This is a genomic window from Flavobacterium sp. TN-1, assembly GCF_052828645.1.
In genome coordinates this window covers 747,202-769,229 of sequence record NZ_CM128253.1, presented here as the reverse complement: position 1 = coordinate 769,229, position 22,028 = coordinate 747,202, and the positions used below count along the sequence as shown (strand labels likewise).

Annotated in this window: 15 protein-coding genes; 9 read left to right on the top strand and 6 right to left on the bottom strand. The window is 28.8% G+C overall.

Annotated elements, in window-relative coordinates; translation table 11 throughout:
• Positions 1-5 precede the first annotated feature (5 nt).
• The 5 genes from ACUXZJ_RS03170 to ACUXZJ_RS03150 all read left to right on the top strand — a co-directional run bounded on the left by ACUXZJ_RS03170 (position 6) and on the right by ACUXZJ_RS03150 (position 5,910).
• The gene (locus tag ACUXZJ_RS03170) at positions 6-704 is read left to right on the top strand and encodes a CoA transferase subunit A (protein WP_060381295.1); all 699 of its coding nucleotides are present in this window, start codon (positions 6-8) and stop codon (positions 702-704) included.
• 31 nt (positions 705-735) lie between these two features.
• Complete coding sequence (locus tag ACUXZJ_RS03165) at positions 736-1,089, top strand: four helix bundle protein (RefSeq protein WP_060381296.1); 354 nt, start codon at positions 736-738, stop codon at positions 1,087-1,089.
• Between the two features lie 38 nt (positions 1,090-1,127).
• Positions 1,128-1,784, top strand: coding sequence for a CoA transferase subunit B (locus tag ACUXZJ_RS03160; RefSeq protein ID WP_060381297.1), 657 nt, complete (start codon positions 1,128-1,130; stop codon positions 1,782-1,784).
• Between the two features lie 169 nt (positions 1,785-1,953).
• Positions 1,954-4,662, top strand: coding sequence for a M4 family metallopeptidase (locus tag ACUXZJ_RS03155; RefSeq protein WP_446195756.1), 2,709 nt, complete (start codon positions 1,954-1,956; stop codon positions 4,660-4,662).
• 81 nt (positions 4,663-4,743) lie between these two features.
• Complete coding sequence (locus ACUXZJ_RS03150; protein ID WP_089047160.1) at positions 4,744-5,910, top strand: class I SAM-dependent rRNA methyltransferase; 1,167 nt, start codon at positions 4,744-4,746, stop codon at positions 5,908-5,910.
• A 175-nt stretch (positions 5,911-6,085) separates the two neighbouring features.
• Here ACUXZJ_RS03150 and ACUXZJ_RS03145 read toward each other — a convergent pair whose 3' ends face one another.
• Positions 6,086-7,297 (bottom strand): glycosyltransferase, encoded by a 1,212-nt coding sequence (locus tag ACUXZJ_RS03145; protein ID WP_060381300.1) that lies wholly within the window; start codon positions 7,295-7,297, stop codon positions 6,086-6,088.
• Between the two features lie 173 nt (positions 7,298-7,470).
• Here ACUXZJ_RS03145 and ACUXZJ_RS03140 point away from each other — a divergent pair, with 173 nt between their 5' ends.
• The 3 genes from ACUXZJ_RS03140 to ACUXZJ_RS03130 are packed head-to-tail and all read left to right on the top strand — an operon-like array spanning position 7,471 to position 13,314.
• Positions 7,471-10,560, top strand: coding sequence for a hypothetical protein (locus tag ACUXZJ_RS03140; RefSeq protein WP_063743442.1), 3,090 nt, complete (start codon positions 7,471-7,473; stop codon positions 10,558-10,560).
• Positions 10,557-11,780, top strand: a complete 1,224-nt coding sequence (locus ACUXZJ_RS03135; RefSeq protein ID WP_060381302.1) for an Ig-like domain-containing protein — start codon at positions 10,557-10,559, stop codon at positions 11,778-11,780. Before ACUXZJ_RS03140 ends, ACUXZJ_RS03135 begins: the two co-directional genes overlap by 4 nt.
• A complete protein-coding gene (locus tag ACUXZJ_RS03130) occupies positions 11,764-13,314 on the top strand; it encodes a glycosyl hydrolase (RefSeq protein WP_060381303.1) in 1,551 nt (516 codons plus the stop codon). The genes ACUXZJ_RS03135 and ACUXZJ_RS03130 overlap by 17 nt, the downstream gene beginning before the upstream one ends.
• Positions 13,315-13,446: 132 nt before the next feature.
• Here ACUXZJ_RS03130 and ACUXZJ_RS03125 read toward each other — a convergent pair whose 3' ends face one another.
• Genes ACUXZJ_RS03125 through ACUXZJ_RS03115 form a run of 3 tightly spaced genes read right to left on the bottom strand, consistent with a single transcriptional unit; the run spans position 13,447 to position 16,272 of the window.
• A complete protein-coding gene (locus ACUXZJ_RS03125) occupies positions 13,447-14,628 on the bottom strand; it encodes a glycosyltransferase (protein ID WP_060381305.1) in 1,182 nt (393 codons plus the stop codon).
• Between the two features lie 52 nt (positions 14,629-14,680).
• Positions 14,681-15,958, bottom strand: coding sequence for a hypothetical protein (locus ACUXZJ_RS03120; protein WP_060381306.1), 1,278 nt, complete (start codon positions 15,956-15,958; stop codon positions 14,681-14,683).
• A gap of 11 nt (positions 15,959-15,969) precedes the next feature.
• Positions 15,970-16,272, bottom strand: coding sequence for an STAS domain-containing protein (locus ACUXZJ_RS03115; RefSeq protein ID WP_060381307.1), 303 nt, complete (start codon positions 16,270-16,272; stop codon positions 15,970-15,972).
• A gap of 149 nt (positions 16,273-16,421) precedes the next feature.
• On the opposite strand from ACUXZJ_RS03115, the gene ACUXZJ_RS03110 reads away from it, so the two are divergent.
• Positions 16,422-18,491 carry a tetratricopeptide repeat protein gene (locus tag ACUXZJ_RS03110; protein WP_235588333.1) on the top strand — a complete coding sequence of 690 codons (2,070 nt, stop codon included), beginning with the start codon at positions 16,422-16,424 and terminating at the stop codon, positions 18,489-18,491.
• A 119-nt stretch (positions 18,492-18,610) separates the two neighbouring features.
• On the opposite strand, the gene ACUXZJ_RS03105 is transcribed toward ACUXZJ_RS03110, so the two are convergent.
• Positions 18,611-21,187, bottom strand: coding sequence for a DUF6923 family protein (locus tag ACUXZJ_RS03105; protein ID WP_060381309.1), 2,577 nt, complete (start codon positions 21,185-21,187; stop codon positions 18,611-18,613).
• Positions 21,188-21,308: 121 nt separating this feature from the next.
• Positions 21,309-22,028, bottom strand: a complete 720-nt coding sequence (locus ACUXZJ_RS03100) for a LytR/AlgR family response regulator transcription factor (protein ID WP_060381310.1) — start codon at positions 22,026-22,028, stop codon at positions 21,309-21,311.

The following is a 22,028-nucleotide window of genomic DNA, read 5'->3' as shown; positions in this document are numbered from 1 at the left end:
CAACTATGATATCAAGAAAAGTTAACAATGTACAAGAAGCTTTAGAAGGAATTAAAGATGGAATGACCATTATGCTTGGTGGTTTCGGACTTTGTGGAATTCCAGAAAATAGTATTACTGAACTAGTAAATAAAGAAGTGAAAGACTTAACGTGTATTTCTAATAATGCAGGAGTAGATGATTTTGGTCTTGGATTACTTCTACAAAAACGTCAAATTAAAAAAATGATTTCTTCTTATGTGGGAGAAAATGCTGAATTTGAACGTCAAATGCTTTCGGGAGAATTAGAAGTTGAATTGACTCCCCAAGGAACTTTAGCTGAAAAATGCCGTGCCGCTCAAGCAGGTATTCCCGCTTTCTTTACACCAGCAGGTTATGGAACGGAAGTAGCTGAAGGAAAAGAAGTGCGTGAATTTAATGGGAAAATGCACATTTTAGAACATGCTTTCAAAGCTGATTTTTCCATTGTAAAAGCATGGAAAGGCGATGAAGCAGGAAATTTAATTTTCAAAGGAACTGCAAGAAACTTCAATGCGCCCATGGCAGGTGCTGCAAAAATCACTATTGCAGAAGTAGAAGAATTAGTTCCAGCAGGTACGTTAGACCCTAATGAAATCCATATTCCTGGTATTATGATTAACCGCATTTTCCAAGGAGAAAAATTTGAAAAACGAATTGAACAACGAACAGTAAGACAAAAGTAATTTATTGATTCTTTAATTTGAAAATTTGAAGATGAGAAACGATAAAGATAATTTAATTGTGAAATTAACTTTTGAATTTGCATTAGAAATAATTAGTTTCTCTGAGGAAATTAGAAAGACAAATCGTTTCGAAATGGCATCTCAAATTTTTAGAAGTGGTACATCAATAGGAGCAAATATTAGGGAAGCTCAAAATGCTGAAAGTAAGGCTGACTTTATTCATAAGTTTAAGATTTCAGCAAAAGAAGCAGATGAGTTACAATTTTGGTTAGAGTTGTGTAAAAATTCAGAATTCTATCCAAATCCTAATGAAGAATTATTCAGAAAATTGCAATCCATAAATTTGATTATTTCTAAGATTATAGCTTCATCTAAGAAAAAATAATTTTAGAATTTTCAAATTTTCAAATCATCAAATGATATATGGCATTAGATAAAAATCAAATAGCACAACGCATAGCAAAAGAAGTAAAAAACGGCTACTACGTAAATCTTGGAATCGGGATTCCTACGTTAGTGGCGAATTATGTACGCGAAGATATTTCTGTAGAATTTCAGTCGGAAAACGGGGTTTTAGGTATGGGACCTTTTCCTTTTGAAGGCGAAGAAGATGCAGACATCATCAATGCAGGAAAACAAACTATAACGACTTTACCAGGAGCGAGTTTCTTCGATTCAGCATTTAGTTTTGGAATGATACGTGCACAAAAAGTTGACTTAACCATTTTAGGAGCCATGGAAGTTTCTGAAAATGGCGATATTGCCAATTGGAAAATTCCAGGAAAAATGGTAAAAGGGATGGGAGGTGCTATGGATTTAGTAGCCTCTGCCGAAAACATCATTGTGGCCATGATGCACGTAAACAAAGCAGGTGAATCTAAAATCCTTAAAAAATGTACCTTACCTTTAACAGGTGTAGGATGTGTAAAGAAAGTAGTAACCGAATTAGCAGTATTAGAAATCACATCAAAAGGATTTAAGTTGTTAGAACGTGCACCAGGTGTAACGGTCGAGGAAATCATTAAATCCACCGAAGCAGAATTGATTATAGAAGGAGATATACCAGAGATGAAATTCTAATAAAAAATAATTTTATATTACTAAAACGATAGATTATCTATCGTTTTTTTTTGTTTTAATAAATAAAAATTTAAAAAAATAACATTTAATTTTTTATTTTAAAAAAAATACTATATTATTGTTAAAATTATTATAATTAATATTTTATCAACAAAACAAACTATTAACTATGAAAAAACAACTACAAAGCGTAGCATCCATGATGGCTTTATCATTGGTTACGTTGTCAACTGTTGCTCAAGAAAGCAATAAGTATGTACAACTGAAAGAAAAAAACGAGAATAAAACACCGTCATTTGTTTCATTTAAAGAATCATCAGTCTATAAAACATCAGATGTTAAAATTTTATTTAAGGAACAACTTGGATTAAAATCTAATCAAGATTTTGCTAAAATGAAATCGGATTCTGATAACTTAGGTTTTTCACATGAGAAATACCAATTATACCACAAAGGAATAAAAGTTGAATTTGCAACCTATTCAGTGCATTCTAAAAATGGTAGAGTAAACTCTATGAATGGAGAATATTATAATATTGGAGATATAGATGTAAATCCGTCGATAAAAGCAGATGCAGCATTACAAAGAGCCATATCTCATTTGGGAGCACAAGAATTCTTATGGGATGATTTTGCAGAAGCAAATGTTAATAAATATTCCAAACCTCAAGGAGAGTTAGTTTTATTACCTCTTGATAACACTATTAAATTAGCGTATAAATTTGATATTTACGCTACTAAACCTTTAAGCAGAGGAGATGTATATGTAGATGCGCAAAATGGTCAAGTATTGTTATATAATGCTACTATCAAACATTTAGGAGCACATGCCCACGGTAAAAAATCTACAGAAGGAACTTATATAGATATGTTTAAAACAAATTCTATGGCTTTTGTAGCAGCTAATGCCGCAACTCGTTATAGCGGTTCTCAAACTATTGAAACATCCTTAAGTGGATCATCTTATATATTATCTGAAACAGGAAGAGGAAACGGTATTCAAACCTATAACATGAAAAAAGGGACTTCTTATGCCTCAGCTGTAAATTTTACCGATGCTGATAATAATTGGACAGCTGCAGAATATAATAACACAAATAAAGATAATGCGGCTTTAGATGCTCATTGGGGAGCAGAAAAAACGTATGATTATTGGAAAAATATTCATAACAGAAATAGTTTTGATAACGCAGGGGCAAAAATTAATAGTTATGTACACTATAGTAATAATTATGATAATGCGTATTGGGATGGTACTAGAATGACTTATGGTGATGGTAGTGGTACTTATTTTGATGCTCTAACATCGTTAGATGTATGTGCTCACGAAATTGGCCACGCTATTTGTACAAAAACCGCAAATCTTGTATACCAAAACGAATCAGGTGCTATGAATGAAGGATTTTCTGATATTTGGGGCGCATGTATTGAAAATTATGCGCAAGCAAACAAACAAATTTGGTTAATTGGTGAAGATATTGAAAGAAGAGCAGGTCATCTTGCTTTACGATCTATGAGTAACCCTAATGCAGAAGGACAGCCTGATACTTATAAAGGAACTAATTGGTATTCTGGAACAGGTGATTCTGGAGGGGTACATACTAACTCAGGAGTATTAAATTATTGGTTTTACTTACTATCTGTTGGTGGATCAGGTACTAATGATATAGGGAATGCTTTCAATATAACAGGTATAACAATTACTAAAGCAGAAAAAATTGCTTTCCGTACAGAAAGCGTATATCTATCAGCTAATTCTACTTATGCAAATGCAAGAACAGGTGCTATTCAAGCAGCTACTGATTTATATGGTGCAGGATCTCCAGAAGTTATTGCTACTACTAACGCTTGGTATGCTGTAGGAATAGGTGCTGCTTATTCAGGAGGTACTTCCGATACGACTGCTCCAACGACTCCAACTAATTTAGTAGCTTCGGGTACAACCTCTACCTCGACTACTTTATCATGGACAGCTTCTACCGATAATGTAGGAGTTACAGGATACAATATTTATAACGGAACAACTCTTTTAGCATCTTCTACTACTACTAGTGCTACAGTATCAGGACTAAAGGCTTCTACTACTTATAATTTTACTGTAAAAGCAAAAGACGCAGCAGGTAATTTATCAGCAACAAGTAATGCAGTTTCAGTAACTACTTCTGCTGGTTCTTCTATTACTTATTGTGCATCTAAAGGATCTAGTCAAGCAGATGAATGGATTGATTATGTAGCATTAAATGGTATGACTAATACAACAACTGCTGATGCAGGGTATGGAAACTTTACCTCTAAAATAGCACCTCTACCTTACGGATCAAATACTATTACGTTTAGTGCTGGTTTTGCAGGTAATTCATATACTGAATATTGGTCAGTATGGATTGATTATAATAAAAATGGTACGTTTGAATCAACAGAAAAAGTAACAACAGGTTCTTCTTCTAGTTCAGGAAATTTAACAGGTACTTTTACTGTTCCTACAACAGCTTTAGCTGGAGAAACCAGAATGAGAGTTCAGATGAAATACGGATCTACTTCTACAGCTTGTGAAACATTTTCTTATGGAGAGGTTGAAGATTATACAGTAAATATAGGAGCTGCGGCAATTGCAGGTATTACTTTTGGTACAGAAATTTCAGATGAAGCAAATAACTATAATATGGAAATTTATCCAAATCCATCAAATGGACTATTAAATATAAGAACATTAGATAATAGAGCGGTATCATATCAGATTTATAACCTAATAGGACAACCTTTGAAATCAGGTAAATTAAATCAAGAAATTAATGTTTCTGATTTAGCAGCAGGTATGTATGTGATTGAAATTAATGATGGACAAAAAACATTAGCAAAGAAGTTTGCTAAAAAATAAACTTTCGTTAAGAATTATATTGAGAGACCGAATTTGTTCGGTCTCTTTTTTTATAGTTACATTTGCAAAAAAAAACAAATCATGAGTTTTCCAAAAGTAATTTTAAAACAAGGAAAAGAGAAATCTATTTTGCGTCGCCATCCATGGATATTTAGTGGAGCAGTATATGGAGTATCACAAGAAATAAAAGATGGCGAAATGGTAGAAGTGGTAGATGCTAAAAATCAACCTCTTGGTACGGGTTACTTTAGTGACAGAGGTAGCATAGTTGTTCGTTTACTTACTTTTGCTCAAGAAGAATTTACTAATGATTTTTGGACTCAAAAACTTATTTCTGCTTGGAATTTAAGGACGCGATTGTTAGATTTAGATGCTACCAATGCTTTTCGTGTTATTCATGGAGAAGGAGATGGTATACCTGGTTTGATTATTGATTTTTATAATAATCATTGGGTTTTACAAGCCCATTCATCGGGTATTTATTATCAAATAGAAAAAATAGCACAAGCTATTCAATCCGCTTTTTCAGCGCATTGTGAAACAATTTATTGTAAAAGTACTGGAACGCTTCCCAATACAGGAACAGACTATTTTTTATATGGTAATACAGCAGAAACAATAGCAAAAGAAAACCATATTCTTTTTTCAGTCAACTGGGTTGAAGGACAAAAAACAGGTTTCTTTTTAGATCAACGGGATAATAGAAAATTATTAGCTGAATTTTCAAAAGGAAAAAAAGTATTAAATACGTTTTGTTATACTGGAGGTTTTTCAATTTATGCTATGAAAGCAGGTGCTGAGTTAGTAACATCGGTTGATATTTCACAAAAAGCAGTTGATTTAGCAGCCAAAAATATGGAATTAAATTTTCCTAACGCTAATCACCAAGCTGTGGCAGATGATGTGTTTAACTTTATGAAAGAAAATCATCAAGTGTATGATCTAATTGTATTAGATCCTCCTGCTTTTGCAAAAAGTATAAAGAGTAAACATACCGCAACTCAAGCTTATAAACGTTTGAATATAGCAGGATTAAAAGCACTAGCTCCTAAAGGAATTCTTTTTACTTTTTCATGTTCACAAGTGATAGATGACGTGTTGTTTTATAACACTATAGCTGCAGCAGCTATAGAATCTGGTAGAACCATTCGGGTTTTGCATAAATTAGAACAAGGACCCGATCATCCAACCAATATTTATCATCCCGAGGGACACTATTTAAAAGGTTTAGTGTTATATGTAGAATAAAAATATGCTATTTATTTTATAGAAATATAATAAAAAATGAAGTAAATTAAAGATTTGTCTCGTCCTAATAAATTTATATTTTCATATAAATCTATTTTTAGGACAAGACAAAAACTTACATAACAGTAAACAAACAAATTTCTAAAACATTCAAAATCAATCTAACATTAAATTTTTAAATTTCACTATAATTATTGGGGAATAATCTATAATAAAAGGCTATTTTGCCTAATTGAAAAACTATTTTAAAAGAATCCTTAAAAGATAATTTTGATCCATCTACATGAATCCATCTTTTTAAGGGGACTTCACAAATGACTTTTTTAGCATTTTCAGCTCCATAAATTTTTCTCATTCTCATGAATATTTCCACGTCAAACAGCCATTTGGTAATGAATTTCTTTTGAAATGTTTTTTCTATTATTTCCTGATTCATCACTTTTGCTCCACATTGAGTGTCTCTAAAATCCATTCCGAGTGTTTTTCTAATAATAAAATTTATAGTCATTGAAATAATTTTTCTAGCAGATTCTTTCGTAATTTCTGCTCCCATTCTATCTATTCTAGAACCACTAACAATTTTATATTCAGATTCTTTTATAGTATCAACTAATTTTTGAAAATCTGCAAAATCCGTAGATAAATCAGCATCTAAAAAACCTATGTAATCAAACTGATTAAGTGATGTTAAGTGTAATATTCCTAAACGAACAGCTTCCGCTTTTCCTCCATTTTTTTCGCAGTTATAAACACTCATATTGTTTTGACTACCTTTACACAATTCGTTTAACACTTTTAAGGTATCATCCGTACTTCCATCATTTACAAAGCAAAGATGATAGCCTAAATTTGTTTTAATAAAGTTCTTAAAATCAGTACTAAGTAATCTTTTTTCTTCATTATAACAAGGAATAACAATGCCTACGGTTTTTTCTTGTAAAAATTGATTGTTGTGGTCTACATTTTCTGTTACTTCAGGGGTTCCTAGTATTTTTTTTACACGTGCACCTATTTCGTTCAGACTCAATGGTTTTTTTAGATAATCATCAGCACCTAAATCAAAACCTTCTAATATGACGTTTTCTTGTGTATTGCCAGATAAAACAATAACTGGTGTCGTTTTTTTTCTGCCAATTTTTATATACTTAACTATTTTAAGACCATGCGCATTATTATCAATATCTTCTTTAGATGTATTAGAGATAGAAGAAGGTAATACAGGCATATTCATATCAACTATAACTAAATCGGGTTCAATTTGATCGTATAATTGAATAGCATCGTGTACGTTGTTACAAGTATGAACCTCAAATCCTAAATCTGTTAAATACATCTCTAAAGACAATAATACGAGTTGTTGATCATCAATAGTTAATATTTTTTTCATTTTATGTTTTTAGTTAATTATAATGCTAAATTAAGTTTAAGGAATCTTTCTTTTTAGTATTTTAGACAAACACAAATATTTGTTTCGACGAATGGTTAATTTATAACGATGCAATATTTCTAAAAATTAATTTTTGCAATTACATTTACGATATAAGTTTTATTACTAATAATGTGAGAGAACCCTCAAATAAATATCTTATTTCAGCTCTATTAATTGGGGTTATTTTTCATGGTAGTGCGATATTTTTTACCTTAGAAAATACGTATGATGCACTAATTCATCTTTTTTTTGGTAATCATTATGCTCAAAATTGGTTTGAACCTTGGGATTACAGTTGGTATACAGGTTTTAATGTAATGAGTTATCCTCCATTAGTGCATCAGTGTATAGGATTACTTTCCTACATAGTAGGGTTAAAATTTAGTTTATTCTTAATTGCTATTATAGGGGTAATATTATTTATTACAGGTATTTATAGATTTTCTTTACTTCTCTCTAATAATAGATTTGTAGCCGGATATGCGTCAATAATTACAGTAGTTTCTTCTTCGTTTGTAGAAGCTCTGCATATTTTTGGTCAACTACCCAGCATAATTGGCATTTCAATTTTAATGCATTCCTTACCTGAAATTTATTTATTTATCAGAAAAGGATATATCAAGCATTATTTTAATGCTTTATCATTGCTTGCTGTAACGGTTTGTTCTCATCATGTTACTCCTATATTTGGAATGGTTTTTTTTATTGCCCCTTTAATAGGTATGGCTATTATTGATAAAGCACGTGAATCAACCCATTCGTTCGAAGAAGTTAGAATTCAACTTTTTCTTAAAACATTAGTTAAACTTTTAAAAAGAATTATTGTATTTGGTTTTAGTGTTATTGTTCTAATTGTTGTTTGTATTTTACCTTATTGGATTAATTCTAAAAAAAATCCTATAACTCAAGTTCCAATTCCCCACGGAAGTAGGGATAATTTTATTGAAGTAACTTCATCAGGATTAGTGTTTTTTGTAATTCCTTGGGGGATATTACTATTTGTACTGCCCTATGTTTTTTATAGACTCTATTCAAAACGTTATATCTTCTTTGGTTTATCCTTAGCTATGCTAACTTTATTAGGAACAGGAGGCACTACTCCATTGCCAATTAAAATTTTAGGTTCTAATGCGTTTAATATTTTAACGTTAGACCGTTTTACATTTTGGGCAAGTATTATGTCTTTACCTATGTTTGGTGAATTTGTGTACAGATTAATTGAAGGGGATTTAAAAAAAGTTATACAAAAGAAATATGGTAGTATATATCATAAATTTATAATAGGATTATATGCTGGAGGAATTATATTTTTAGCCATTTTTACGATTACTTTGACTTATTGTAGGCCTTTACAACCTAAAAAAATTGACATGCAGCCCATTGTTAATTTTTTAAATCAGGATCAACACGATCAATGGCGTTTTTTACCATTAGGTTTTGGTGATCAAATGGCTTATTTATCTACTTTAACAAAAGCTATGACAGTAGATGGGAATTATCATTCAGCAAGACGTCTTCCAGAATTAACTTCTAGAGCGGTGGAGCGTTTAGAGAATTGTAAATTCAGAGGATTGGAAGGAATAGGGTCTTTGCAGCAATTTCTTACAGTTCCAGAAAAATATAACTTGAAATATATTTTTTCAAATGACAAATTCTATGATCCTATACTTTATTACTGTGGCTGGCATAGGATAGGTTTGTTAGAAAACGGTATTATGGTTTGGGAAAAAATTAGTGTAAAGCCTTTGTCAAAAATTATACCCAAGGATGATATTCCAAATTATTTAAAATTAATGTGGGGTATTATTCCCCTTTTTACTATTATTGTTGCTTTTGTACTTAACATACAAATGATTTGGGTACAGGCATTAAAAACGAATAATAAAAGCCTTACAAATTTTAAAGAATATGGATTATCTTACAATATATTTAATCAAAAGCTAATTAAAGTACTACATTATTGGGGAATTTTACTTTCTTGTATTATTATAGCTAGCTTATATTTATTTTATAGAGATGTAGATAAACAGCTTTCTCCTGAAAATGTAGTAAAATCCTATTATAATGATTTAGATCATAAAGACTTTAGAGGAGCTTATAAATTAACATTCCCTAAAAAAGAGTATCCTTTTTCGCAATTTATGCTTGAAATTTCTGTAAGAGACGGAATTATAAATTCGTATGCAAAACTAGATTCTATTGCTGTTGAAATAGCATTTGTTGGATCTAAAAAGGCAAAAGTTATAGCAAATACAAAATGGGTTACTCCATTAAAAATGATCTACAAAACATTTACACATTTTGTAAATAAAAAAAATGGAAAATGGTATATAGTACCTGAAAAAAAAGATATAGATATTCCTCCTGATGAGCTTTTAAGTAATAATCAAACGGAATTTTATAAACAAGGAAGAAGAAGAATTACAACTCAACAAACATATCACGAAGATGTATTGAGACAACCTGATTTAGAAATCATTTCAGCTTCACTTGTAGAAAAGAATAATAGATTTGAAATTATTGGAACACTTCAAAACATTGATAACGTTCCAGCCGATGTTATTTTAAAAGCAGATTTGTATGATCGTAATAATACAATGGTAGCTTCTTTTAATTCGAAATACACGATAAAGCATAAATTAAATCCCAAAGAAACAACTCCTTTTAAGATAGAATTTGAAGAAATAGCTTGGTTAAAAAATAGTGATATAAAACCTACTAACTTTAATCCTGATGAGTTTTCACCGAAATTTTTTAAATCAAGACCAGTTCGTTTTAACCTACATGGAGAAGGGAATGTAGTAACAACTGATTTATACAATTCTGTATCTTTAAACGAATTAGAGATAAAAGAAGGCAAAATAAAAGGAAACCTTTTTAATTTTGGAACACAAGAAGTAACAATATCTGAATTAATTATATCATACTACAATGATAAAAAAGACTTGATTTATGTAGATCATTATTTTATAAATGAAGGAATAAGAATTCAAAGAAAACAAGATTTTGATTATACATTATTGGATTTGAATAATTTAAAAATTATTAATTCAAGTATTAAAAATTGCTTTATAAATGGTATTTCAAATGAGTCAATCGCCCGATCTGTTTTTGAAAAAAATAACGGAAACGAATTAAATCAATTACAAAAAATAGAAGGAAAAGGATTTTCATTTATAAAAATAAATTTTAATAATTTTATTGGTAATCCAAGGTTATGAAACAAAAAGCATTCATACTTATTACAATTGGTTTTATCCTGTTTTGTGGGTTTACAAGTCTGTACAATTACAATACATTAAAAAAATACAGACTACTGAATCCTGTATTTAAGAGTGAAGCAGGAAAGAGTGTCTCGTTTCAATTTATAGCACCTGATAACAGTTGGCTTTTTATTAATCACTCATACGGTAAAACAATTGTTTCAGGAAAAAGAAAAGATCATTTACTTACTTTTGAAATACCTGAAATTTACACAAAAAAAACGGGAACTATTTCATGGTTTCTTATACATAAAGAAACAATTGTACTAAAAGGAAGCTTAGAGATTTGTCCTACTTTCATTTCCCCAAAACCTTTAGAAGCTTATTTAGGACCGCCAAGTACTTTGGTTGGATCGCCTCATTTTGTAATGTTTGTTACGATACCTTCAGACATTTATGATAACCCTATGCCCACTAATACAAGTGTAGACTATAAAGAGCATTTTTTTGATAATATTCAGAATAATAAAGTTTTGACAAAAAATTTGATTGCTTGGAAAAATATATTTGCACCAACAAAATCAGGTAAAATATTTTTATCTGCTACAGTTAAGACTTCCTCTACAAAAGAATTTGAGGCCTTAATTTATCCAAATATTCCAACTAATTTTAGTATTGATTATACCAGACCACATTTATTTGCCGATGGAAATCAGATAACTAAGTTATTTACTAATACAATAAAAGATAAGTTTGGAAATATTATAAGTGATGCAACTCAGGTTAATTTTTTAATAACAAATTCAAAAGGAAGTCAGTTAAGTACCCAAGGTACTACTTTAGAAGGTGTAGCCAATGCACAAATTTTACATCCTGATCATAAAGAAAAATATACGATAAAAGCATTTGTAAATGGTATGGCTGAGAGTAATGTTATAAGCGTAAATTATAAAGAGGTTACGACTAAAATACCATATCATTTTATGAATAATAGGTATTTAAAAATAGGACCTATAAAAAGTTATATGAACCAAATAGTACCAGATGGAATAGCGGTTGTTACTAAAGTGTATAAAAAGAATAAATGTATTGCAGAAATTAAAGAAAATACCTTTAAAGGTATTGCGCATTTCAATTTTCCAGAAGAAGAATTTAAAGCAAGTGAGTATTCATTTGAAATATCAGTTTTGGGAAAGACAATAAAAACACAGAAAATTTTATATGGCTATAATAAATAATAAAAATAGTTATCGTTTCATTTTAATTAGCTCTTTTATTTTGCTTAATTTATTACTACTATACGGATTAAGTTCTATAATTGCCTTTATGAACTCTGGGGCAGATAGAGCTACTATACTACATTTAGATAAAGAACCTATAAACACGTATCTTCCAAAAATTGAATGGGAAAAAAACAAAAATGAAGGAAGAGAAATAGAACCTCAAACCTTAAAAACAATAGAAAAACATTATTTATTTTCATGGTATATCAAAAACAATGCTTTGAACAAAAATATAAATACAGCTCTAGCAGATTATTTTACCCAAAATGCGTATAACCAAATATTTAATGTAATAAAAAGGAATAAATCTCAAAAGATTACAATAGATAATACTACTTTGAAACATTACATAAAATTAGAATTTTATAGTGAAGATGGACAGCAAGTCGTAATAACAGATAAAAATGTTGTGGAATTTCAAAATGTTTACCAAAACAAGAAATTTATTGCCTCTGTTAAAGACACCTCCTTATATAAAGTAATTTTACTACTAGAAGATGGTTATTGGAGAGTACGACATATTCTGAAAATGACAAAAGAACCAGAAAAAAAAACCTTAAAAGAACCAGGAATTTTTACCATTCAAAATCAAAAAATTTACAAATCAGGAGTTCCTTTTAAAATAAAAGGAATAAATTATTATCCTAAAGATTCACCGTGGGATATGTACGGAAAAAAGTATGATTCTATAGTAATCAAAAAAGACTTTAAAATTATTAAAAAAGCGAACTTAAATACAATCAGAATTTTTGTTCCGTATGAAGACTTTGGAAAAGCAGAAATAAAAAAAGATAGACTACAAAAATTAATTCAAACTATAAAAATTGCGAAGGATAATAATTTATCCGTAATTGTTACTTTATTTGATTTTTATAGTGATTATTCTATTGAAAGTTGGACACTAACACACCGTCATGCCGAAAAAATAATAACTGCCTGTAGTGAATTAGATAATATTCTAGCTTGGGATATAAAGAATGAGCCTAATTTGGATTTTGAAAGAAGAAAAAAACAAAATGTCATTCCTTGGCTAGAAAACATGATTGATTATATTAAAGAAATAGATAGCAAACATTTGATAACAATTGGCTATTCTAATAAAGAATCAGCAGAAATACTAAAAGATAAAGTAGATTTTATTTCTTTTCATTACTATGAAGAAACTAATGATTTTCTAAAAGGTTATAATGAACTAGTAAAAACATCCAAAAAACCCATAATAGTGGGTGAATTTGGATTGTCTTCAAATAAAAACTTTTGGAATTGGTTTGGAAATTCTAACAATAATCAAGCAGCATATCATAAAGTAATGCAAGAATATTTTAAGAATCATGATATTTCATTTGTCTCTTGGACTCTTTATGATTTTCCGACTGTGCCAGACAACATTTTTGAAAATAAATTTTGGATAAAAAATAAACAGAAAAACTTTGGTTTTCTGGATAAAAATGGAAATAAGAAACCTTCTTTTTCGTTTATATCACATTAATATTTTATGAAAATAAAGACAGATTTGTTTTATCATTATTTTTCGTTTACATTTTTTTATATTAAAAATTCCTGTTTTATTTTAGCATTTGAGATAATACTTGATTAAATAATGAGCTCTAAAAACTTTATATTAAGACATATTACCATGTGTTAATTGATTGATTTCATATAGATATTGATCGGCTATTTTATCCATTGTTAAAGAACTAGCCACAGTGTAATTATTATACGCTAATTCTCTTCTATAATTATCATTTTGTAAAATTTTATGAATAGCTGCTGCTAAAGATTCAACAGATTCTGAATCAAAAAACTCTCCTTTATATCCTTCTTCCTCCACAAGTAGAGCTAAATCACCTAGATTAGGCATTACAACAGCTTTCCCATAACTTCCTGCTTGATGAAGTACTCCTGAACTACCAGTAGTAGACGTATATGGAAAGACCACTACAGTGCTTTCTGTAAAAATTTTTTCTACATCTTTTTCTTCAACATATCCAGTAAAAAACAATCCTTCTACGTTAGTATATTTTTTTTGAACACCTTCCAGATAGCCTATAGTATTTGGACTATCAGTACCAGCAATCACTATTTCTATAGGATCCGTATATTTTTTTCTAATTTCTTGTACCGCGTCAATTAAAATTTCTACTTTTTTATACGTTCCAAATTTCCCAAATGCCATTATTTTTTTAGGACCTACTGGTAAATCAAAATTAGGTTGGGAAACTGTTTCAAAAGAACCATGAGGAATTAAAACTACGTTGTTTACTTTATATTTTGATTTTAAAATTTCAACATATTTACTTATAGTAACAGAGACTTTATTGGCTTTTAAGATAAAATAAGTAAGGCTAGTTCCTATACCATTGTAAATATTTTGCATTAATTTATTTTTTGTAAAACCAGCAGTATTTAAGTCAACTTGTTCAAGTATATTGTGCATTAAAACCATGGTTTTAAATCCTAATAATCGTAAAATGAAAGGTAATAAAAGACCTAACGCAGCGGGTATTTTTTTATCACCAAATTTTACAAACTGAAGATTAAACAAAACAACATCAGGTTTAGTGTTTATGACAGCTTTACAAATAGTAAAAATAATTTTGTAACTATTAAATATCCAACATTCATTTACTTGAATTTTTTGACTATTTTCAAAATCAAGTTGTTTGTTTTCTTGTGTTTTGTCACACATTAAAATTAGCTCAGAAACTTCATCTTTTTGAACAAAATTTTTCACTAGATGATATCCATATTCGTTAAGTGTAACCTTGCTAGGAGGAAATGATGTTATAACTGCTAGTTTCATAGTTTGTTTTACTGTAGTTTATTGTTGTGTTGTATTAATAATAAATATGTAATTATACATTATTTGTTCTTATGGTTTTAAATTTAACATTAATAAAGGAATAAATCATTTGAAATAAAAGTAAAAAAAACATGGAAACTATCTGAACATGTACTACTTGATCCAAGGATTTATGATAAAGAGTAATCAATATAATTTGCACAAAACCAAAAAAAGCCGAAATAAAAACAGGAATATAATTATTGATTGACAAGTAGTAATAAGTCAAAAGATTGGCAATAACAAATATTGTAGTAGCTAAAGCATATTTCCACAAAATAGAAGCAATAACTAAATATTTTTGACCAAACATTATTAATAAGATTTCTTTTGAAAAAAGGGCAGAAAAAATAATTATAATGAATGATAATACAACGATATAAAAAACATAATTTAATAATACACTTTTTGTTTCTTCCCCTTGTTTTTTTAATAATATGACTTTGGGTAATAATAACATTATAAACATCCAAGAAACAAAATAAATGACTCTTCCTATTAGAGCAATAGATGAATATAAACCTGCTTCATAATTTGGGAAATAATGTTTAACCAAAATAATATCACTATTATTAATAATAATTTGAGTAAATTCATAAAAAGCGGTTATTAAAAAAAATAATCTTACTTCTTTAAACCAATTAGAGATTTTAGTATTGTGAAAATAATTTAGTAAATCCACTTTTTTATAAGGAAATAAACCACAAATTATGGATATGAAAATACCTGATGCTACAATATTAGGTACAGCTGATTTTGGAAATATAAATAATAATACATAGGTAACTATTAACCTACTTAACATTTCATACAAATAAGATTTTGATAGATTATAAAAATAACTTTTACCTTGTTCTATTCCGCGCTTTATACTCATTAAAAAATAAAAAGGAATAACACAACCAAAGATTGCAAACATTGTATTGGTTTGAGTCTGAAATATTTTTTGAAAATTTTCTGAAAAAAGGAAAAATAAAGAACCTATTATAAGTCCTAGAATAACAGCAATTTTATTAAAAAATACAATCAAAGCCCTGCGTTCATCCTCTTGTAAAGTAACCGTAAACTTAGTCGTAGCTATTTGAAAAGTCATACCTAAAAATGATAAAACTAATAAAAGCGTAATTAAAATGGCAGTATCAGCAAAAATTTGAGGACCTAAAATTCTTCCTAAAACTAAATTGTATAGATAGTTTCCTAAATTAACAATTAGCATTACAAACATAAAATACCTGTCCTTACTTAATGTAAGTGATGAAAAGATCGTTTTATTTAAGGATAATACCTTCATTATATATGATTTCACAAGTTTACTTTTCTTAGAATGTGATTAATTTTTTCATCGTTAAACATTTTTTCAATTTTTTTGCTTTTTGAAAATATCCGAAATACAACATGTTCTGTAATTGCTTTTTTATATAATTCATATAAAGCACGTACACATGTTCGATCAATTTCTTGATTTTTTTCAAATAAAATTTGAATCTCTTTAGGATGAGTTCCTATTAATGAATTGAAATAATTTATTACAGAGTTTACATTTTGTGCCCCCATATTTCCATTTATTTCATAAACACCTGAATTGTAAGTGATTTTAAGTGACATAATTAATGATTTTAAAGTTCATACTCCGTTTGTTTTACAAATTTCTAAATAGACCAAAATAAAAGATCTCTTTTTCGACGAATAACCATTTACTTTAGTTTAAATTACGATGAATTATGATTAACTTAGTGATATAAAACATTATATCTATGTTAAGTTTTGTAAAGTATATCAGTGTTATGATTTTTACCTGTCATTGTTTTTCTCAGGAAATGACATCTGGGTTTAATTATCTTGAAAAAGGAAATTTTGAAAAAGCAGAAATCTTCTTTAAGGATATACTTAGTAGTTATCCAGAAAATAAAACAGCTAGAATATGTTATGCAAGAGCCATAGGATTGAATAAGAAACCAGAAGAAGCCCTAATCTTGTTTCAAAAATTACTGGATGATTATCCCAATGATTATGAAATTAAGTTAAATTATGCTGAATCAATGCTGTGGAATAATAAATTCATAGAAGGAAAAACATACTATGAAAATTTAATAGACTTAGATTCAAAAAGTTTTCCAGCTGCTTTAGGATATGCAAATTGTCTTTCTAATTTGCGGGAATATGAAAAAGCATTATCCTATGTAGATCAAGCACTAGAATTGTCAAAAAATAACCCCAATGCACTTATTTCTAGAAAATACATACGATTAGGATACGCGGATCAGTTATCAAAGAAAAATAAAATACAGGAGGCTTTAAAATTGTTAGATAATAATCTAATAGACGATCCTGAAGATAGAGAAACACTTCTTAATAAAGCAAATTTATTATTGATAAAAAAAGAGTATTCAAAAGCTGAAAAGACTTATACGAAATTAAATAAAACTCAAAATGATTCTATAATTTCTCTTAATGGAGTAGCGTTAACGAATCATTTAAATAATAAAGAGAAAAAAGCATTACGTTTTACTTTAATGGCTTTAACCAAATCACATAAATCTTCAGATAATACATTAATTTATCAAACAACGGAAAGATATATTCAAGCTCTAATATGGAATAAAAAATATAAAAAAGCTCAAATTGAAATTAATGATTTTAAAGAAAAAACACAAAATAGTGTGCAAAGTATTGCTCTACAAGCAATGTTAAATATTTACAAAAACAATTTTTTAGAAGCAATTAATGAATACAAAAATCTTTTAGTAAAAGATTCAACCTCATTTGACGGAAATTTAGGAATAGCAAATGCCTATTATGCAAATGATCAAATTAAAGAATCATATAATGCTGTAAATAAAACATTAACCTTTTTTCAAGAACAAAAAGACGCTAATGTTTTACTGAATAAAATAAAAGAAAAGTTCTCTTCTTCTATGGAAGAAAAAATTAGTTATTCCTTTGATAATAATAAAAATACAGCTATTTCTTCTTTAACGACGATAAATGTTCCTATTAATTTGAAAACCTCTTTAATAGGTAAGTATACTTATAGAAAAACGCAAAATACAACAAATGATCAATTAGCTAAATCAAATGATTTTATTTTGGGTATTCACTACGAATTTAAGCCTAAATTAATTTTGACAGCATTAGGAGGATTGACAACCGTAAATTCATATTCTCAAAACTATGTACAATTTTTAGGACAGGTTTCCGTAAAACTAAAGCCATTTAAGTTCCAAGAGATAGAAGGAGGTTATTTACGTGAAATTCAAAATTTTAATGCGGAACTTATGGGCAGAAAGATTGTAAATAATCATTTATATATGAATTATAGTATTTCCACAAATTTTAACCTAGGTGGTTTTATTCAATATTTTAGAACTCAACAAAGTGATGATAATAATCGTAATCTCTTATTTACCTCATTATATTATACAGTATTATCAAAACCTACTATTAAGACTGGAATTAATTATCAATTTATTAATTTTAAAGAACAAAAACCTCTTTTCTATTTCAGTCCTTTAAGATTTAATGCGTACGAAATTTTTACTGACATAATTAGAGATGATAAAACAATAGATTTAAAAGGGACTTTTTATCATTTTATTGTTGCAGGAGGAACACAGTTTATAGAGAATAATAAAAATCAACTGACTTATAGGTTACAAGGCAAAATAGGTTATAAATTTAGTCCTCGTTTAAACCTACATTTGTATAGTTTAAAGAGTAATATAGCATCAAGTACAGCTGCAGGGTTTACTTATACTGAAATAGGTTTTGGATTTAAATGGTTATTTGCAAAGTCCTTAAATGAAAAAAGGCTGTCCAAAAAGTAATAAATCAACATCCGGTTGGAGGAGTCTCATAATCAATATTATGTGATTTCTCCCTTTGGTCGAAATGATGGCAAGATTGCGAACTTTTTGGACAGTCTTCTTAAAAGAATATTTCAATACTAATTAATCAGTAGTTTAGCCATTTTATATTCATTATTAGGATTTACAATTTTACAAAAGTAAACACCTCTAGATAATTCTTTTTTAGATAAAGAAATAGAGTTAAATCCAGCATTTGCACTAACATCAAATTGCATTACAATTTTTCCTAATTGATTTATAATTTGAACAGTCATAGAACAGGTCTCACTTGCTATTAATTCAATACTGGCTTCATGGCTTACTGGGTTAGGATAAATTGCTATTTCTAATGATTCATCATGAACTAAAGTATTATTTTTTGAAAAACGAATATCTTCCAATGTTAATTCTTTTAGAACTTCTTGGCCATTTGTTGTAGACATGATAAAAACAATTGTTTTAAGATCGTCTAATTTTATTTTATCAGACATACCAATTAAGGATGAAATAGGTAAACTAAATTCTTTCCAATTATTAGTTAATTTTACATTGATATAAGGTTGATTTTCCCAATTTGAAACACTTGCTTTTATAAAACGTATTTCTAAATTACCATTCCCTTTGGCTTTAAATTTAAAACTTTTATAATCGGATAAATCAATTGCTTTAAATCGAGGTGTTAAAGCACGATAAACACTTATATAGTTAGATACTTTTGCACTTAAACTTACATTTCTTTCAATTGGAAATTCATCATTTAAAGTTTTATAATTATCAGGTTGGATTTGATAGTTTAGAACGGTTGTACCTTTAGCAGAATTATCTAGTCCCCAAGGACCATCAGATAAAAATAAATCGTCTGGTACGGGGGTATTTTTACCAATTCTCATACCTATGTCAAATAAAGAACCAATAGGATAATCATGTTGTACTAAGAACTTTTTGTCTAAATTAATAGTTGTAGTAAAATTTTCAAAAGTTGAGGTTTCGGAAAGTCTTTTGCCACCGTCAAAATCTACATTTTGAACGCCAGAAGGATTAATGATATCTAAATATAGTTTTCCATTAGAATATTTACCTTTTTTAACAAATACAGTTGGCGGATTGGAAACATTATATTCTGTAATGGTTTTTTGATTATTTATTAATGAGATTAACTCAGCACCTAGTTTGTATAAATTATCTAGTGAGTTTGTCCAAATTTGAAAATTATAATACGAAGTGTTTTGTTCATATTTATCTAGATTCCAATGACTATCTATTGAAAAATTATTTTCATTATTAGTCAATCTAGCGGCTAAACTCATTGAGTACTCAATATTTCCGTCGGGATTTTTTATGATAGAACGTATAAAATTATGTTCATTTAATTGTATAGTAGAAACAGATAAAATTTCAGCACCTAACAATCTATCACAAATATATTTGGTATGTTCATAAACACTATTTTTCGTTTTGATAGCAATTATACTACCAATAGTTTTATTCTTTTTAATATAATCTACAGAGTAAATATCAGTTGCATTTGTAATTTGAGTTAAATCAAAAGGAGTAGATTCAATAACCGAATCTTCGTTAATTATTTGTAGAGGGATAAAAGATTGAAGAGTAAAGTTGTTACTTTTATTTGCATAACGAGCATTTTTTTCTATTCTAGCAGCCTTGCTACGATCAAAAGTATAATTGGTTTTTACTCTGTTATAGTTACGTTTATTAATAATGTCTCCCAATCTGTTATTACTTTCTAAACCACCATTATTACCTCCAGAAGTTTCATCTACAACGGGACAAGATCCCATTCCAGAGCAAGAAGGGTCATCACAATCAACTAGTCCGTCTCCATCATCATCTATTCCGTTTGTACAATCTTCTTGTAATACTGCAGCTGTAGGACAACGCGCTCCATCATTACTAGAACTAGATGGACCAAAAGCAAATAAGTTTGAATTAATGATGTTTGAACCTGTTAAATTTTGAACGTTTCTAATAATATAAATAGTTCCAGTATCATTTGATGAAACATAAAAATTGCCATCTACATCAAAATAGACAGCTCCATACGTATAATTTAATCCAGCCATAATAGGTACTTCTCCTAAACTTTGTACACTTCCAGTTGTAGGAGTAATTCGATATAAAATGTTTGTACTTTTTTCTACAGTGTATAAGTTTCCATCAACAGCGTTAAAGGCCCAATCAAAAACGTTTATAGAGGTACTGAGTGGATAAGAGGTAATATACTGTCCGTAGGTTGCGGAATTTGGGTTTACATCTATTTGATAAATGAAGCTACCTATTTTTAAAAAATACACTCCATCGGAACGAATATCTCCAACAAATCTACTGCCTGTGGGTAATTCAGGTATGTAATACGAAGTCGTTTGAAAATCAGAACCTATTCGTACAATCGTATTTGCAGGAGTACTTAAGGATCCCCACATATAGCCATCAGTAGGGTTATACCCTGCGGCATTAATTGTACCTGGAGTAATATCAGTTGCTATTAAGGTGGCTGTACCTGATGATAGATTTATAGCGTATAAGTCATTCATTTGAAACAAGTAAGCATTGTAATTACAATTAAAAGGCTGATTTTGACTAAATGAAGATAGATTAGCAAGGGTTAAAATAATTGCTAATCCATATTTTACTGATGATAAAACACTATTTTTCATGACCTTACTATTTTAATTTGTTAGTAAAGTTATAAACAAGATCAGTAATTAATTTTGATTTTTGTTTGTTGTATATAAAGTATAGATAAAATGTAATTATCTATAGATGAATGAGATGGTGCTAAAGTAAGTTAAGTCTGTTTATTAATTCAGGTCTATTAGAGCGGCTAACGGGTATTACTTCTTTTCCTATAAGAACACTGTTATCTTCAATATCTATAATTTTTTTTACATTTATTATGTAAGAACGGTGTACTTTTAAAAATAAACTCTGAGGTAGTTTATCTTGAATTTTTTTGAGCGTTGAGTGAACGGTATAGTTTTTATGTTCTGTTTTGATGATAATGTAATCTCCTTTAGCTTCAATTAGATTAATAGATTGAAAATTAATTTTTATAAGCCGTCTATCAATATTTATATAAAAATCGTTAGATTCATTTTGAATAAGAATAGAGTTTTCAGCTTTTGTAATAGGATTTTCTTGTTTTATAGATGAGGATTTGAATTTTTGAATGGCTTTGTCAAGACGTGCTTGAGTAATAGGTTTTACAATATAATCTACTATACAATCGTATTCAAAAGCTTCTATTGCATAATTTTTATCAGATGTAATTAAAATTATTTTAGGAGGATTTTTAACGGTTTGTATAAAATCAAAACCTGTAAAATCAGGCATGTGAATATCAAGAAATATTAAATCTACAGAATTTTGATTTAAATATTTCATGGCTTGAATTGCATTAGAAAACTCTTCAACAATATTCATTTCCGAATAATTAGAAACCATTTGGTAAATTATGGTTCTTGCTAAAGTTTCATCATCTACAATAATACAATTCAT